Source organism: Chloroflexota bacterium (assembly GCA_026710945.1).
In the GTDB taxonomy this organism is placed as follows: domain Bacteria; phylum Chloroflexota; class UBA11872; order VXOZ01; family VXOZ01; genus VXOZ01.
The window spans coordinates 57,797-75,008 of the sequence record JAPOQA010000013.1 but is presented as its reverse complement, the minus strand read 5'-3'; the positions used below and the strand labels follow the sequence as shown (position 1 = coordinate 75,008).

Below are 17,212 nucleotides of genomic sequence, written 5' to 3'. Positions count from 1 at the left end.
GCCCTTTACGCTGGGCAGTGTCAAGATGTATCAGGGCAGAATCGGTGTGCATATGTAGAGATTTCAGGAGATCCACCCTCACCCTAACCCTCTCCCGTCGAGGGAGAGGGAACTATTTCGCTACCGCTTGAGTTGCGCAAAGGTCTCCGCGTCGAGGGAGAGGGAACATCCGCGCTGTGGCGAGGATTATGCAAGGGTCTCCAAATGAAGAGACAAGCCGACACGTTGTGCGCGTGCTAAGAGAGTTAGCAAGAAGGTCTCAGGTGAATACGAAAACACAATCAAAAGAGTTTGCAGCAACACCGCCGCTCGTCAATATCGTTGGCGAGAAGGTTGCATTGGGCCCGCAGGGCAAAGATCTGAGCCCGCTCTTCGCGCGCTGGTATAACGACTTTCGCACCCTGAGCAGGCTGGGAGATCCAGTCCAACCGTGGACCGCAGATCAGGAAGCGCAGCGGAATGAGCGTTTGACCGCGCCCAATGAGGCGGAGTTAGACTTTGCGATATATGAGCGGTCCAGCGGACGACCCATCGGCGTTACCGGTATCGGCGTCGACTATCGCAACGGCACTGCCGAATTCGGCATCATCATTGGCGAGCCGGACGCCCGCGGCAAGGGCTATGGCACGGAGACGGCGCAACTGATGCTCGATTATGCGTTCACGGCACTCGGCTTACATAGCGTGAAGCTCACCGTCCACGCTTACAACGTGGCCGGTATCCGTGCCTACACGAAAGCCGGCTTCAAGCAGTATGGGCGCCGCCGCGAGAAGATCCTCATGGGCGGCAGGCGCTGGGACGAGATTCACATGGAGTGCCTGTCAACAGAATGGGGGCCAAGCCCCGTGCTGGCCGAGGTCTTGCAGCCGGACGAACCGCGCCCGAGACCCTAGTAGTGGTTTCCGTTCGCCCCCGTATCGTGTCGATACGCTGTATCGAGTACGGGGCAGGCTCTGAGCTTGTCGAAGGGCCGAAGGGCAATTCGCCAAAAAAGTTAAGCGCCCCGCGCACTCACAGCCGTTCACGCGTATATCCTTCGGCAAGCTCAGTTCGAACGAGGTGGTCGGAGGAGCCTGGCGCGTGCACTGAAACCAGACTGGAAATGCAGCTAACTGGGACTCAAATGAAAACGAAGCCACAGTTACAGCCACCGGAAGCAACGCCGGTCTTGAACATGGTGGGTGAGAAGGTCGCGCTGGGACCATTGCGCAAGGACCTGGTGCCAACCTACACCCGGTGGTACAACAACTTCTACACACTGCGCACGCTCGGCGCGACGCCGCTGCCGCTAACCTTGGAGCAGGATGAACGGCAGCATGAACGCCTGATAGCGAATGCCAAAACCGACATCTCGTTCACGATTTACGAGCGATGCGGCTCCCGTCCCATCGGCAATGCGGGTCTCCTCGATGTTGACTATCGCAACCGCACGGCTGAGCTCGCCCTCGCCATTGCTGAACCGGACGCGCGCGGCAAGGGCTATGGCACGGAAGCAACGCAACTCGTGGTCGACTATGCGTTTACGGCACTGGGCTTGCACAACGTGATGCTCACGGTGTTCGAGTACAATCTTGCCGGCATCCGTGTTTACAATAAGACCGGCTTCAAGGAGTTTGGCCGCCGGCGCGAGAGTGTCTTCATGGGCGGCAAGCTCTGGGATATGATTCTCATGGACTGCTTGTCATCTGAGTGGGGACCGAGCCCCGTGCTGGCACAGGTCTTCAAGCCGGATGAGACGCGACCGTCTCGCGAGGAATAGCCTCCGTTCGCCCCCGTAGCGTGTCGATCCGCTGTTTCGAGGACGGGCGGGCTCAGAGCCTGCCTGACTTGAGGTTTTCGATGGGTCGAAGGACGAACCAAGGCAATGAAATATTCTCAGGGCGCTTCTGTCCGGTCATACTTGAGGTGACTAGACTTACGCAAGGCAAGCAGACTAAGTTTGAGCGGTAGAATCAGGCCCAAACGGAGAATACGGTGACGCTCGATGCGACCGGTCAGTTCAAGCACACAGGAAGACTTCCAATGAGCACAAATCCACAGAGTGAGTCGCCCGAAGCCACATCGCCAATCTACAACATCGTGGGCGACAAAGTGGCGCTCGGCCCGCTGCGCAAAGACCTGGTCCCGCTGTACACGCGTTGGTTCAATGACTTTACTACTTTGCGTATGTTGGGTCCCATGCCCCGGCCGCTCACCTTAGAACAAGAAGAGCAATGGTACGAACGCGCCAACACGCGTGGCGATGCAGTCGTACAGTTTACGATTTATGAAAAGAACTCCGGACGGCCTATCGGCACTACCGGTCTCCACGACATTGACTATCGTAACCGCACCGCCTTATTCGGCATCACCATCGGCGAACCGGACGCGCGGGGCAAGGGCTACGGCACGGAAGCAACGCAACTCATGCTCGACTTTGCGTTCACCGTGCAAGGTCTGCATAACGTGATATTACACGTCCACGAGTACAACCTCGCCGGCATCCGTGCCTACACGAAAGCCGGCTTCACGGAGTTTGGCCGCCGCCGCGAGAGTCACTTCATGGGCGGCAAGTATTGGGACCTGATCCACATGGAGTGCCTGGCCACGGAGTGGGGACCCAGTCCGGTGCTGGCCGAGGTCTTCAAGCCGGATGCGCCGCGGTAGACCTAGGCGAGCTGTTTTTCGTTCGCCCTGAGCACTTCGACGAGCTCAGGGCAGGCCTGTTGAAGGGAGATTGGCAGCAGAATGGCCACGTAGCATCTAGCCCGTCCATGCTTCGACAAGGGCTTGGATAAGCCCAGGCTTCGCGCAGCCCTCAGCGCGAACGGGCTGCGGGATCCTGCCTGCGCAAACATTGCGTTTTTTCCGCGCACCTACGCCAGCCCAAGACGCTTCTCCAAGAACTCGCGATTATACACTGCCGAAGCATGCGCGTCGTCCCCCGTAGCGGTTTCCAACACCAGCCAACCGTCGTAGCCGATAGCGTCAATTGCCGCAAAGATGGCGTCCCAGTCCAGCGGGCCGGTGCCCATGAGGGGAATGCTGTCCGGTTCCTTTGTGTGGATCTGGCTCACAAGGTCGCCAAGTGCCCGCAGATCCGCAGCGGAGTCAAATCCCTGCGTATGGGCGTTGCCGACATCGAAGTAAACCCCAATTTGCGGTGAATCGATGGCGGCAACCAGGCGGCGAAAACGTTCCACCGACTGCGGATGCGTCCGACCCACGCTCTCCGGCGCCATTGTGACGCCGGCGCGTTCCGCCGCGGGCATGATCTCGCTGAAACCGTCCACCCAGCGGTCGAACGACTCGTCGTAGGGCTGTTCCGGCGGCGCGTCCATGGCGCAGAGGATCAGCCGGGCATCGAGTGCCGCAGCAGCCGCAATGGCGTTTGTCGCCACCTGAATGCCCTGCCGGCGGGCGTCGCTATCCCCCGTCAACATCACTCCCAGATTGCCGACGCACAGCGAGCAGACCGCTACGCCTGTCTCGGCCGCCTGGCGCTTGAGCACGTCCCAGCCGGACTGCTGCGCAAGTATGTTTCCCACCGGGTCGCGGGCACTGATGGAGAATTCGACGCCTGCGAAGCCCAGTTCCGCGGCTACCGGCAGGGCGTCCTCGCCTTCAGCGCCAATCGAGCCCGTGCGTGTGCCGATTTTCATTGCGCTACCACCTCAAGGTCATCGGTGATCTGCACTTCGCGCCGCAGCTCCGCCGACTTCTGGCCGGCATAGGTGAACGCGAACGAGCGCAGTGCATCGTCGTAGGGCGACAGAATACCATTCTGCGTGTTATTGGCGACCGCGTTGACAAACGCCTGGTTGAGCAAGAGATTTGAGTCCTGATCGGACGTGATAGTCTCCGGCTGCTCGCCGGGACGCCAGTACGTCGTGCTATCGAATCCTGCCGTCACCGTGAGGTCTTTGGCGAGTATGTGCAGCACATTGGTGACGTTCGGTGGAATGCCGGCATGGGCCGCAGGCGAGTTGCCGATCATGCCCACCGCGCGATTCTTGAAACGCACGGTGGCCGCATTGACGTCGAAAATGTTCAAATTCGGCGTATCCGTGAGCAGCACCGTGTCACCAGCGGCGTAGATAGTGTCCGGCTCACCCACGAAGTAGCGCACCAGGTCTATGCCGTGCGTATGCTGTTCGATGAGCATACCGCCGGACTGCTCCTGCACCCGCCACCACGGCGTGCCCGGCAAGCCGCCCCAACGTACTGCAATCACCATGCCAATGGGCACGCCTTCCAACAACGCGCAAGTCTGCCCGACCGAAGGCGCGTACCGCATCTGATAGCCGACCGAGTTCACTACCCCTTTTTCGGCAATGTGGGCCGCTATCTCCTTAGCTACGGAAAGCTCGAGAGCGATGGGCTTTTCGATCAATACCGCCTTACCGGCCGCGATCACGTCGTGGTCGATCTGGCCGTGCGCAAAGGTGGGCAATGAAATGTAGACCGCGTCCAACTCCACCGCATCGAGCATCGCCCGATGATCGGTAAAAATGCCCGGTTGTATGGGGCTGGCGCCATCCGGCAAGGAGCCATTGATTGACTCCACAGCTCCCGCGCACCGCGGCTCATCGATGTCGCACAAGCCAACAATCTCCGCATCAGGTATCTGAATCAGGTCGTGCATCTCGCGCACGGACCGCCCGCCAACGCCAATGATGCCAATTCTCACTGCCACGGCACTATGCTCCCTTCATGTGTGCGCTTGCTTCGCTCGCGCGGATGAGCCGACGCCGCTCGCGCCGGCCGCTTCTCAGCCTATTGTACGTGGCGCCGGATGAAACACAAAATCGCCACATGCAAATGAAAGCTACTGGATTATTCCCCCTTGGCTCGTAGGGGAGCTACCTACCTCCAAGGAACCATTCATAGTCCGTCATTCCGGCGAAAGCCGGAATCCAGAGGTGCCTCAATGGACCGCTTCAGTCTAACGTCATGCTTTCTCACCAAAGTCCCTTCCAACCCCTACAGCAGGACTTGCGAAAGTCTGTGCGGCAAGTGAACGCACTTTGTCGCACAGACAGGCGCAGACTATACTAAGCCGTGAGCAGCCTGAATTCACAGGAGATCCATTCATGCAATTGACCGGCATCTATCCACCGCTTGCCACGCCTTTCGTGAATCAAGAACTCGCGTTGGACCTCCTTGCGGAGAACGTCAGGCAACTCGCCCCCTCCGGTCTAAAGGGCTTCGTTGCGCTTGGTTCCAACGGCGAATTGCCCGCGCTTACGGAGAGCGAAAAGCTGCACGTGCTTGAGACCGTAGTATCGAGTGCCCTTGAGGACTCCCAAGTAATCGTTGGCGTGGGTTACGAGTCGACAAGGCAAGCGTTGGCCTTCATAACTGCGGCGGCTGCGCGCGGCGCCCACGCCGCTTTGGTGCTGCCGCCTTCCTACTATAAGTCTGCGCTGACTCCGGACGTACTGCGCGATTATTACGCAACGGTGGCGGATTCAGCCGACCTGCCGCTTCTGATCTACAACATGCCCGCCAATACCGGCATCAACCTGGGCCCCGATGTGGTCGTGCCCCTGGCGCAGCACCCGCGCATCATCGGCTTGAAGGACAGCTCCGGCAACATCGTGCAGATCACCGAGATTATCCGGCAGACTCAAGACGAGGAATTCGCGGTCATGGCAGGATCAGCGAGCTTTCTTTTCACGTCACTTTGTGTGGGCGCAGCCGGCGGCGTGGCCGCGCTGGCGAACCTGGCGCCGCGCGAGTGCGTGCAGATCTTCAATCACTTCCAGCGCGGGGAGATCAATGAGGCGCGCGCACTTCAATTCCGGCTCATGGCGCCGAACGCCGCGGTTACGACCCGCTTTGGCGTTGCCGGCCTCAAAGCGGCAATGACCCTCTGCGGCTACCACGGCGGCGAACCACGCCACCCCCTCATACCGTTGCCGAACGTAGCGCATGAAGCAGTGCGCGCCATCCTTGCAGAGGCTTACTTGCTGCCCAAAGATGAGTCGCGGTACGCGGATACAGCTGCGTCTGCTTGACAGCTTGCCAAATCTGTCGAGGAGGGTCGCCTGTGTTAGCCTCGCGCCAATGGAATTACTCATGTACAGGCTTCCCGCCAGGTGAGGCTTCTTCAATCCGAGGGGCCTCCACTTGGTGATGGCTCGCGCCCGCTCTTGCATTGATCGCCCCCGCGCTTTCTTAATCTCCGAGTTACCATACTCAGGCATTTCACAAAACAATCGGAAAAAGTGCTATTTTCTTCTTTAACATACTTGACTAATTCCCCCAATGAGTTTTATAATCCTAAAGAGCATGTTTAGACTTGACTAGTGAGGAGGAGAGAGCGATGGCAGAAAGCGTAGAACCCGCCGTGCGGCGCCTCATGCGAAGCCGGGCCGATCGCACTTGCGCCGGTGTCTGTGGAGGCTTGGCAGAATACATCGATTGGGATCCCACCATCGTTCGACTGCTCTGGATATTTGCGATCTTTCTCTCCGGGGGTATGGCGCTGTTCGCATATCTCGCCTTCTGGATAGTCATGCCGGAAGCGCCGGCATACACAGGTGCGGGCGCAGGCTTTGCCCACGCGAAACGCCTCACGCGCAGCCGCAACGAGCGCATGCTCGCCGGTGTGTGCGGCGGTCTGGCCGAGTATCTGGGCATGGATACCACTCTCATGCGGGTCCTCTGGGTCGTCGCAACCCTCATAAGCGGTGGCGTCACGCTGGTCGCTTACCCCATCTTCTGGCTGGTCATGCCGGAAAGCGGTCGGTTCACATCGGCTGCCGACGATACATTTAAGGATGTGGCAGAGCGCGTAGACCCAATGGTAGAGCGCATAGGCGACCGGGTGCGGGAAACATTCAACAGGGAGCCGCGCCCTACCGATCCTGCAACTGCCAAGCGGGCCCAAGAGCAGGAGCTAGAAAACGGGATTCTCGGTATTAGCGAGGAAGACTTGCAGGGAGAGCAGCGCCCAGCGACCGCCGCACCGAAGGCGAAGGCAAAACAGCGCTGGCTGCCCTTGTTTGGCGCGGGTTTGATCACTGTCGGCCTCATTGTGCTCGCCGAAAACGTAGACTTTCTGTGGTTCTCACCGGAATCGCTCGTAATACTCGTTATCGGCGCTCTCTTGCTCTTCTATCGCAGCGATGATAGTCCGCGCCCGGCATGGCGCACCTGGGTCGGCGGCGGCTTGGTCCTCCTTAGCATCCTGACTCTACTGGACAGTTTGAACGTCTTTTGGTTCTCGGATGGTATTCTTGGCGTCTTCCTCATGATTGGAATCGGCCTCGTAATGCTGGTTCATAGAAATCGGGCGATACCCCGACCGGCGTGGCGTACCTGGGTCGGCGGCGGTTTGGTAGCATTCGGGGGACTCATTGTCATCGATCAAATGCTCCCCTCTTTTGTTTCCAACTTCACCTGGCCGATGGCCTTGATCGGGTTAGGCGCATTCCTGTTGTGGCATTGGAGCCGCAGCAGAGCGGCAAGCAACGGCCACTGAAGCCTTGCCCACCACATTGTGAAAGGGGGGTGTGCACCAAGATAATGCACACCCCCTTTGCTTTCTGCATTACCAATCGCTACGACGCGCAATGCCTTCTTGCGTATGTCGGACCGCGCAAGCAAGTGTGTTGAACAGCCGTCTATCTAGTGCTTGACAAATGAACGGGCATAGTGAATTGTTGTTGTCAAAGCAATCGAGCCACATTGGGAGGCTACGCATGGCAAAGACACTAAGCGCCCCGGCAACATTGGCACTAGATGGCGGGCCAAAGGCAGTGACCGCTCCGATTGACGACCGCTGGGAGCGTGTGACCGACCTGGAAAAGGAGTATGTGCTCCGCGTAATGGACAACTTCGGCGACGCTTACGCCGAGTTAGACCTCTTTGAAAGAGAGTGGAGAGAGTTTATCGGCACCAAGCACGCGCTGGCCATGTGCAACGGCACTGCTACGCTGCATTCCGCGATCTTTGCGGCAGGCGCCCACGCCGGTAAAGAGGTAATCGTGCCCTCCGTGACGTGGCACGCGAGCATCAGCCCCATCCTGCACTGCGGCGCGACGCCGGTATTCTGCGATGCGGACCCGGAGACCTTCTGCGCCGACCCGGACGATGTCAGGCGCAAGATCACCGACCGCACCTGCGCCATCGTCGTCACCCATGTCTACGGCAATCCGGCAGACCTCGACGCCTTCCGTGAAATCGTGGACGGCACCGACATCGTCCTCATCGAGGACGCTTCACACGCCCACGGCGCGACCTGGGACGGGAAGCCGGTGGGCTCGTTCGGCCACATCGGTTGCTTCAGCCTGCAGAAGGGCAAGGCCATGACGGGCATCGAGGCCGGTGTCGCCGTTACCGATGACGACGCGCTCTACGACCGCATGCTCGCGCTGGGGCAGTACGGGCGCTGCGGCAAGCTCTGGTCCACTGCCGAGTTCGCGGACCTGCGTAACATGGGTTTTGGCGTGAAGTATCGCGCCAATCCGCTCGCCATCGGCATGGTGCGCGCCCAGTTCCGGCGGCTGCCGGAGATGAACGAGAGACGCCGGGCATGGTTTGACCGGCTCGACTCTTTGCTGAGCGCCATCCCTGGTGTGAACCCCCAAAAGGTCTATCCAAAGGCTATCCGGGGCGGCTTGGTGCACTACGCCGGGACACTCGACACGGAGGCTATTGGCGTGCCTGCAAATTCAATTCTAAGAGCGTTGGTCGCTGAAGGCGTACAGACAAAGTCGGAGATCACGCCGTTCGGCTACGGCGTGATGCACCTTGAGCCGCTGTTCAACGACTACGCCCTCAATAGCGTGGGCGGACCCTGGAAAGACCTTCCGTCAGATTCGCGCGTGCGCAGGCAGCGCGGCCATTTGCCCGCGAGCGAACGCATCCACGGCTCGGCCTTCTGGATCAAGACTCCCGTCGACCCGAATCCGGAATGGGTGGAGCAAGTCGGCGCAGCCTTCCGCAAAGTGATCGCTAATGCCGGCCGCCTTGCCGAGCTTGCGACCGCAGGCGCCTAGGAGAATTGCCCGCGTGGCTAAATGTTTCGCGTGGCGTGGGGCCGAACGGAAGCAACTAAGTCGGAAAGCGATAGCAAAAGAGCACTGCCTGCGCCGGTGGGCGCAGGCAGCTTGCTATTACATGTTGGGGCGTAGAGGAAAGCAGTGAATAGTTACCCCAGTTACGAAGACCGCACCGCGCCGCCGCAGGAAGAAACTTTCGACGTTGTCGTGTACGGCGGGACATCGGCTGGGATCTCGGCTGCGGTCCAAGTCAGCCGGATGGGAAAGTCAGTTGTCGTCGTCGCCCCGGAGCAACATCTCGGCGGACTCTCCTCCGGTGGCCTGGGATGGACAGACACGGGGGATAAGTCCGTGATCGGCGGTCTCGCGAGGGAGTTCTTCCACCGCATCTGGCTGCACTATGAGAAACCCACATCCTGGAAGTGGCAACGGCGCGCAGAGTATGGCAACCGCGGCCAAGGCACGCCTGCGATCGATAGAGAGTTTCGGACGATGTGGGTATTCGAGCCGCATGTTGCCGAGCGCGTTTTCGAGGACTTGGTGTCGGAGCACGATGTCGAGGTCCGACGGGGCCAGCACCTCAATCGAAAGGGTGGCGTGATCGTCGAGAGCGGCCGTATCCAGAGCATCGCGACGCTTGACGGATCGGTCTTCGCCGGCTCCGCGTTCATTGACGCTACCTACGAAGGGGATCTCATGGCGGCCGCAGGCGTGACGTACAAAGTCGGACGGGAAGGCGCGGACGAATTTGGCGAGGAATGGGCCGGTGTCCAGAAAGACGCGCGCCATCACGGCCATCACTTTCCGGATGGCGTGGACCCGTTCGTCGTAGCCGGAGAGCCAGCTTCCGGCCTCCTCCCTCGCGTCACCCCGGCCCTCCCGGGGAAGAATGGCCAAGCCGATCACCGCATCCAGGCCTATTGCTACCGGACTTGCCTGACGAAGGCGCCGCAGAACCGGATTCCGTTTGCCAGGCCGGACGGCTATGATCCTGAGGAATACAGACTGCTCCTCCGCGTCTTGGCTACGGGCTGGAGAGCGGTGTTCCGCAAGTTTGACCCGATTCCAAACTCTAAGACCGACACCAACAACCACGGGCCTTTCAGCACCGACAACATCGGCCAGAACTACGGCTATCCCGATGGAACCTACGAGGTACGGGATCGAATTGTCAGCGAACACATCCGCTACCAGCAGGGGCTCATGTACTTCCTTGCGAACGATTGGCGAGTTCCAGAGGACGTCCGCGCCGAGTTCTCCCAATGGGGGTTGGCACGAGACGAATTTGTCGACAACGGGAACTGGCCGTACCAGCTCTATGTCCGGGAGGCGCGGAGGCTTGTCGGCGCATTCGTAATGACCGAGCACGAGTGTTTGGCCAAGCGCGATGTGCCGCAGCCCGTTGGGATGGGTTCTTACACGATGGACTCGCACAATGTGCAGCGGTACGTCACCAGCGAGGGGTTCGTACAGAACGAGGGAGACATCGGCGTGAAGCCGCTCCGGCCCTATAGCATTGCTTACGGATCGCTTACGCCCCGGCGGGAAGAGGCCACGAATCTGCTCGTGCCGGTTTGCGTTTCGGCCTCCCACATCGCGTACGGATCGATCCGTATGGAACCCGTTTTCCTGATCCTCGGGCAGTCCGCGGCCACAGCGGCCGTACTTTCGATAGACCAAGGGGTCGCCGTGCAAGACCTTGAATTCTCAGCGTTGCGCACCCGCTTATTGGCCGACGGACAGATCCTAGAGCTATCTTGATGCGGCCTCCTGGGCCATGACGACGTGAATCCCAATCCGGAGTAGGTGGAAGAGGTTGGCCCGATTTGCGCAAGGTGGTTGCTAACGCTGATCGCCTCGCCGAGCTTGCGCCCGCAGACGCCTAGCTGAGAAGGCTCGTTCAAAGACGCCCGTGTGGTCGGCTTTGCGTGGCGTGGGACCGAACGGAAGTCACTGAGCCGGAAAGCATCAGTGATTGGAGCGCAGGGGAATGCAGTGACTTGCTACCTCAGCCGTCCTGCCTACTGCGGCAACGCTCAGTTGCCTCACAGTCCAGTTCGCCGTCGGACGTCACCACTACTCCATAGACCTCACGGGCGCGTTCGCGAGAGACCTTTTCATTGCGCACGTCATCCAAGACTAACTGCGGATCGCGCTCCAACGGGTCGCCCCAGCCGCCGGCCCCGGCAACCATGTGCCGGAACAGATCGTTTTCATAGATCGTCTCGGTCGCCTTGCTCGTTAGTACGCGAGCCTCCGTATCCGGATTGAGGATGTTCTTTGAAGGCGCGCCGTCATGACCGCCGGCCAGCCCGTACGCGTGGTTTTTATGTCGATCCGAACGCAATTGCAACGTGGCGCGCCGCTCGCGCAGGCGGTAGTCGCGTACGAGCGCCAGGCCGCCGCGGTACGTGCCGGCGCCTTCGGAGTCCGGCACGTAGCCGTAGCGCTCGATGCGCAAGGGGAGTTCGGCCTCAACCACTTCTACCGGATTATTTGAAAAATTCACCACGATGCTCGCCATAGCGTCAGTGCCGTCGCTCCAGGGCTTGCCTCCCCACGAGCCAAAGAGGAACTCCAGGTAGACAAACGGATTGCCGTCGTCATCGTAGCCGCCGATGCTTACGCCGGTATCACCGCCAACTTCACACGCCGGTATGCGCTCCGGCGCCAGCTTGGCCAGCGCGCCCATCACGGCGTTAGCGGTCCGGTAGCCGGTGAGGCCCCGTGCCGCCACCGGCGCGGGCATGCTGGGATTGATGACCGAGCTCTTTGGCGCAATTACCTCGATGGGACGGAAGTACCCCTCATTATTGGGGATCTCCTCTCCCATTAAGCTGCGGACACAAGCATAGACCGCCGAGCGCGTAAACGGTATCGGCGAGTTGATGCCGCCGCGGACCTGGGGCGACGTACCGGCAAAGTCCACCGTCATCGAATCGCCATGCACCTTCACGGTGACGGCGATGGGGATCGGACCTGGATCGAAGCCGTCGTCATCGATGTAGTCGGTGAACGCGTATTCGCCGTCCGGCAGATCGGCAATGGCTTGTCGCGCCAGCCTTTCCGTGTAGTCGAGCAGCGCTGTAAACCGCGCCTGGAGATCGTCGTGTCCGTAGCGCGCAAAGAGCGCAGCCACGCGTCGCTCGCCCACGTGACAGGCGGAGAGTTGAGCGCGAAGATCGCCGAGCACCAGCCGCGGCACGCGCACGTTTGCCCGTATCAACTCAAAGACGGCATCGTTCGGTTCGCCGGCGGCATAGAGCTTCAGCGGCGGAATGCGGATGCCTTCCTGGAAGATCTCGGTGGCGTCACAGCCGTTCCCTCCTGCCACCATGCCGCCGACGTCCGCGTGGTGGGCGATGGAAACCAGGTAACAGGCAAGCACGCCATCCAGGAATACCGGCTTGAAGATGTAGATGTCCGGTAAGTGCGTACCACCGGCATAGGGATCGTTGAGCATATACACGTCGCCGGGCTGCACGTCATCGCCAAACGTCGCAAAGATGCTCTCCATAGCGTGGGGCACAGACCCAAGGTGCAAGGGAAGTGTTAGACCCTGGGCGATAAGCTCCCCGCTGGGTTGGCAGAGCGCGGTCGAAAAGTCCATGCTGTTCTTGAGATTATTCGAATACGCCGTGCGCAGTACCGTCATTGCCATCTCATCAACGAGCGATTCCAGCGCGTTCTTGAGGATTTCCGTTTCTACCGGATCGAACTCTCGGCTCACGGCTGCTCCTCTCCTAAAGTAATCACCACGTTATCCCACGCATCTCGCCTCACTGTGCAGTGCGGCGGCACCAGCACGGTGGTGTCGTACTCCTCGATGATCAACGGTCCCGGCTGATCCTCTGTGCCAATATCCTCACGTGCGAGCAACGGCACAGTCCGCATGCCAATTGCAGCGCCAAAGTATGCTGAACGCTCTTTGGGGCCGTCGAGAGATCTCCTTCCGCCCGATGATCCTCCCCATTGGTGCGCTCCCTCGCGCGGCAGCGTTGCTTCCACCCGTAAATTGACAAGCTCCACGGGATCATCCGGGGCCTTGTGCCCGTACGTGCGCTCGTGTTCAAGCTCAAACGCCTCACGCATCAGTGCTGGAATTGACTCCTGCAGTGGGATGGTGAGTTCGAAAGACTGGCCTGCATACCGCAGGTCCGCGAAGCGTTGCCACTCGCCGTCTTGCCGCGCACCGCTGCCCACACCAAGCTCGGCGGCCAATCGAGACTCAAGCGCGAGATATTGCCGGTCAATCTCGTCCTGGCTCACCGCATCAAGCGGCAGCAGCACGGTCTGCACGGCGTGCTGGGAAACATCAACGCACAAGAGGCCTAATGAGCTAAACAGACCCGGAAACGGCGGCACTACAACCTGCTGTACACCGAGCTCCCGTGCCATTTCAACGGCATGCAGCGGGCCGCTGCCACCAAAGGCAAACAGCACAAAATCTGAGGGCGAGCGTCCGCGCTCCACGGTCACTGCCCGCACTGCGCGGCTCATATGTGAGACCGCAATGCGATGAATGCCGTGCGCGGTGTCTGCGACGCCCAGTCCAAGCGGTTCTGCGAGCCGCCGCTGCAATACGGTTCGTGCGCGAGCAGCGTCGATGGGCAACTCACCGCCCAGGAAGTGCGTGGGATTGAGAAAACCGAGGACGACATTGGCGTCGGTGAGTGTAGGATCTTTTGCGCCTAGGGAATAGCACACAGGGCCTGGCTCGGCGCCTGCGCTGTGCGGACCGACGCGGAGCCCGCCGGCCGGGTCTATCCACGCGATGCTGCCGCCACCGGCGCCGACTTCGGCGATATCAATGGCGGGTACGCGCAGCGCATAGCCCGCACCGCGTTGCAGGCGCGCGCTCAGGCTAATGCCGCCGCCGACCTCGTAGTCGTTCGTGCGCGTGATGCGGCCGTCCTCGATCACCGAGGCCTTGGCCGTCGTGCCGCCCATGTCGAGGGTTATTGCGTTGGCGGCGCCCATTGCGTTCGCGAGCGAGAGCGCGCCCATCACGCCGGCAGCGGGACCGGACTCGATCACGTGAATTGGCTGCTCCGCAGCCTTGGCGGCGCCCATCATGCCCCCTGCGGACTGCATCATGTATACCGGCGCAGTGATGCGTCGTTCATCGAGAGACTCATGGAGGCGATTGAGATAGGAGCGCATGACGGGAGCAATGTACGCGTTGATTACCGTCGTGCTGGTCCGCTCATACTCGCGAATTTCCGGGAGAACATGCGACGAAAGAGAAACGAACACTTCTGGAGCCGCAGCGTGGAGCAGCGCGCCGATGCGCTCTTCGTGTGCCGGATTGCGATAGGCGTTGATGAGGCACACCGCAATCGAACGTACACCAGCCTTCAGCAAGTGTGCTATCGCAGCGTGGACACTATCTTCGTCGAGTTCTTGCACCACGTTGCCCAGCGTGTCCAAGCGCTCGATGACTTCCCGGCGCAGCGCACGCGGTACCAGCGGCTGCGGCGGTTCCCAGTGCAGGTCGTAGAGCCGCGGCATGCGCAAGCGTCGGATCTCCAGCACGTCGCGAAAGCCCGCAGTGGTAATGAGACCCGTGAGCGCGCCTTTGCCCTCCAGAATGGCATTGGTTGCCACTGTCGTAGCGTGGATGACCTCGGCAATGTCGGCGCTCTCGGCATTCGTATCGTGAATGAGCGAATCAAGTCCCTGGACTATGCCTTGCGCAAAGTCGTCAGCAGTGGATGAAACCTTAGTCCATGCCCGCAGCCCCTGCGAGTCCATGAAGACAAGGTCGGTGAAGGTACCCCCAATATCTACACCGACACGCAAAGATGAGTCCACAAGCATCGCCTAGACGGTCACGGGCACAGGCTGCGCCGCGGGGGAAAGATCGAAAAGCTTGCCGTAGCCGGGAATCGCCGCAGTATGGCCCAACGCACGCAGGCATTGCCAGTACGTCGCCTGGTTGCTCGTAACAACCGGAATGCCCAGGTCTTCTTCAAGGGCCTGGATGACGTCCATGGTACGGAGATTGGTACAACTAATGAAAAGCGCGTCGGCACTCTCTGCCACGTGATCGCGGGCAAAGCGGTAGGTTTCCTCCAGGGGAACAACGCCGATGTCGAACGCCGTGAGGATGCTCATGCCGGCCTGGCTCACCACGTCGAAGCCCCAATCGCGCAGGAACTTGACCTCGAGGTCATTAAGCTCCGGGATATACGGTGTCACCATGGCAACGCGCTGTGCGTCTAGAGCGCGCAGGGCCCCGGCGACCGCGCCGGCAGTAGTCACTGACTCGATATTGCTGCCGCCCCGCAACCGTTCGCGCAATGCCTCTTCACCGTCAGCGCCCTCGAAGAAACTGCCTGCGGTGCAGGCAAACGCGATTGCGTCGACGTTCGCGCTGAGCAACTCATCAACGCCGCGATCGACGTGCGCGCACATCTGCGCCATGTCGTCCGCATCCGAGCGGGAATTGCGCATGCGAGTGGCATAAACGGCAAAGCCGTCAGGCAGCAATGCGCAGCCTTCCGGCTCCACCACCGTGTTTACCGAAGGTACAAGCAGACCGATGCGTCCACGCCATCCAAACATGCCAATTCCTCCATTCACTTGGTGCTTTGACGCCTTCAAAGGCTAAGAACTCGCGTTAGACTCAGTTCATTGAAGCAAGAAAAAGCGTGTGTACGACATGCCACCCACCAGGAATGCTGGTTGAGCATTATCTACCGCACTCCGCCAGTCTTTCGCTCTCCCGGAGCGTATTTGCTACACCGATGATAGCGCAGCAAACTTGCCAAAACAACCTGTGTTGCTAAGCTTCGGTTGTCGCTAGCTTTCATGCACCATACAATACGTAACGGATGCCAGACTGTGGACGCGTGCTAACAGGCCACGCGGACGCGTAAGAGTACGGCCGCACTCTCCTGGCACCCATGCTGCTTCAGGCGAATCTTCTCTCTCTCCTTGGGGAGAGGGCCAGGGCGAGGGGAACGATTACTGAGTCCCGGCCAAACACCTCCAGCCAAACTCACTTTTGCAAGGGTAACTAAAGGATAGAATCCGGATGCAGATTGGCATAGTTGGGTTGCCGTTCTCCGGCAAGACCACAGTTTTCACTGCCCTTGCCGGCGATGCGTCGGAACAGAGCCACCAGTCCCACGGCTTGGAACCAACCCTCGCCACCGTGCGCCTGCCCGATGCCCGCCTTGAAGCGCTCTGTGCCCTGTTCGCAACTGAACTGTGCATCCCCACGGAAGTACAGTACCTGGATTTTCCCGGCGCCGGTTTCGGCAGGCAAGAAAAGGATGCCGCCTGGGTAGGCACGCTCCGCACCGTAGATGCCTTGCTCATTGTCATTGGGGCCTTCAGCGGCACCCAAGACCCCAGCGACGAACTTGAGAGCATTCATCTCGATCTCGTCTTGCCAGACCTGCAAATCGTGGAAAGCCGACTGGAGCGGCTCGCGTTGCAATGGCGCACGGCCCCCGCAGCCGAACGCCTCCAACTTGAGCGCGAACAGAGTCTCTTGGAACGCATACAAAGCGCGCTGGAGCAGGGCGTGCCGGTACGGGCACTGGAACTCTCCGCAGACGAAATACAAGCTATCCGAGGGTACCAGCTCCTCACTATGAAGCCCACTCTGGTGGTCCTCAATCTCTCTGAGGAACAGATGGCGCAGGCTGACGAATTGGCCACGAACGTACGCGCCACTTACGCCCACGCGCAGACAACAGTGTTAGGCCTCTGCGCGCAACTGGAAATGGAAATCGCGCAACTACCGCCGGCAGAGGCCAAGCTCTTTCGCGAGGACTTAGATCTCGCTGAAGCGGGCGCGGCACGCGTTGTGCGCGAGTCGCATGCGCTCTTGGGCCTGATCCACTTCTTCACCATGAACGAACAAGAAGTGCGCGCATGGACCATCCCACAGGGCACCAGAGCGCAGGACGCCGCCGGCAAGATCCACACCGACATGGCGCGGGGTTTCGTCCGGGCGGAAGTGATTCCCTGGGATCAGTTGGTCGAGAACAACGGGTACGGCGATGCGCGCAAGCACGGGCTCGTGCGCCAGGAAGGCCGGGATTACGTCGTTCAAGACGGCGATGTGCTCTATATACTCTTCACGCGGTAAGGTGGCTAAAACGTGACCGTTCGCGCTGAGCTTTGCCTGTCCTGAGCTTGCCGAAGGATCGCAGCGTGGCTGAACACTTGGCCCTTCGCGCTGAGCTTGTCGCAGCGTGGACCTCATT

General features: G+C 60.1%; 13 protein-coding genes. 8 read left to right on the top strand and 5 right to left on the bottom strand.

Annotated elements, in window-relative coordinates; translation table 11 throughout:
* Positions 1-263: 263 nt before the first annotated feature.
* From OXE05_01780 to OXE05_01770, 3 genes are all read left to right on the top strand, one after another.
* The gene (locus tag OXE05_01780) at positions 264-893 is read left to right on the top strand and encodes a GNAT family protein (protein MCY4436047.1); all 630 of its coding nucleotides are present in this window, start codon (positions 264-266) and stop codon (positions 891-893) included.
* Between the two features lie 230 nt (positions 894-1,123).
* The gene (locus tag OXE05_01775; GenBank protein ID MCY4436046.1) at positions 1,124-1,759 is read left to right on the top strand and encodes a GNAT family protein; all 636 of its coding nucleotides are present in this window, start codon (positions 1,124-1,126) and stop codon (positions 1,757-1,759) included.
* A 263-nt stretch (positions 1,760-2,022) separates the two neighbouring features.
* Positions 2,023-2,646, top strand: a complete 624-nt coding sequence (locus tag OXE05_01770) for a GNAT family protein (protein MCY4436045.1) — start codon at positions 2,023-2,025, stop codon at positions 2,644-2,646.
* Between the two features lie 209 nt (positions 2,647-2,855).
* On the opposite strand, the gene OXE05_01765 is transcribed toward OXE05_01770, so the two are convergent.
* Together OXE05_01765 and OXE05_01760 are read right to left on the bottom strand one after the other, a co-directional pair.
* Positions 2,856-3,641, bottom strand: coding sequence for a sugar phosphate isomerase/epimerase (locus tag OXE05_01765; protein ID MCY4436044.1), 786 nt, complete (start codon positions 3,639-3,641; stop codon positions 2,856-2,858).
* Entirely contained in the window at positions 3,638-4,675 is a 1,038-nt protein-coding gene (locus tag OXE05_01760) for a Gfo/Idh/MocA family oxidoreductase (protein MCY4436043.1), read from the bottom strand. Before OXE05_01760 ends, OXE05_01765 begins: the two co-directional genes overlap by 4 nt.
* A gap of 397 nt (positions 4,676-5,072) precedes the next feature.
* Here OXE05_01760 and OXE05_01755 point away from each other — a divergent pair, with 397 nt between their 5' ends.
* The 4 genes from OXE05_01755 (at position 5,073) to OXE05_01740 (ending at position 10,751) form a co-directional block, all read left to right on the top strand.
* A complete protein-coding gene (locus tag OXE05_01755; GenBank protein MCY4436042.1) occupies positions 5,073-5,999 on the top strand; it encodes a dihydrodipicolinate synthase family protein in 927 nt (308 codons plus the stop codon).
* Positions 6,000-6,307: 308 nt separating this feature from the next.
* The gene (locus tag OXE05_01750) at positions 6,308-7,468 is read left to right on the top strand and encodes a PspC domain-containing protein (protein ID MCY4436041.1); all 1,161 of its coding nucleotides are present in this window, start codon (positions 6,308-6,310) and stop codon (positions 7,466-7,468) included.
* 220 nt (positions 7,469-7,688) lie between these two features.
* Complete coding sequence (locus tag OXE05_01745) at positions 7,689-8,987, top strand: DegT/DnrJ/EryC1/StrS family aminotransferase (protein MCY4436040.1); 1,299 nt, start codon at positions 7,689-7,691, stop codon at positions 8,985-8,987.
* A 144-nt stretch (positions 8,988-9,131) separates the two neighbouring features.
* Positions 9,132-10,751, top strand: a complete 1,620-nt coding sequence (locus OXE05_01740) for an FAD-dependent oxidoreductase (GenBank protein ID MCY4436039.1) — start codon at positions 9,132-9,134, stop codon at positions 10,749-10,751.
* A gap of 247 nt (positions 10,752-10,998) precedes the next feature.
* Here the strand turns inward: OXE05_01740 and OXE05_01735 are convergent, their stop codons facing one another.
* From OXE05_01735 to OXE05_01725, 3 genes are read right to left on the bottom strand one after another with little or no spacing between them, the layout of a single operon-like run.
* Positions 10,999-12,720 (bottom strand): hydantoinase B/oxoprolinase family protein, encoded by a 1,722-nt coding sequence (locus OXE05_01735; GenBank protein ID MCY4436038.1) that lies wholly within the window; start codon positions 12,718-12,720, stop codon positions 10,999-11,001.
* Complete coding sequence (locus tag OXE05_01730) at positions 12,717-14,804, bottom strand: hydantoinase/oxoprolinase family protein (GenBank protein ID MCY4436037.1); 2,088 nt, start codon at positions 14,802-14,804, stop codon at positions 12,717-12,719. Before OXE05_01730 ends, OXE05_01735 begins: the two co-directional genes overlap by 4 nt.
* A 9-nt stretch (positions 14,805-14,813) precedes the next feature.
* Positions 14,814-15,557 (bottom strand): aspartate/glutamate racemase family protein, encoded by a 744-nt coding sequence (locus tag OXE05_01725; GenBank protein MCY4436036.1) that lies wholly within the window; start codon positions 15,555-15,557, stop codon positions 14,814-14,816.
* Positions 15,558-16,029: 472 nt separating this feature from the next.
* Here OXE05_01725 and OXE05_01720 point away from each other — a divergent pair, with 472 nt between their 5' ends.
* Complete coding sequence (locus OXE05_01720; GenBank protein MCY4436035.1) at positions 16,030-17,094, top strand: DUF933 domain-containing protein; 1,065 nt, start codon at positions 16,030-16,032, stop codon at positions 17,092-17,094.
* Positions 17,095-17,212 lie beyond the last annotated feature (118 nt).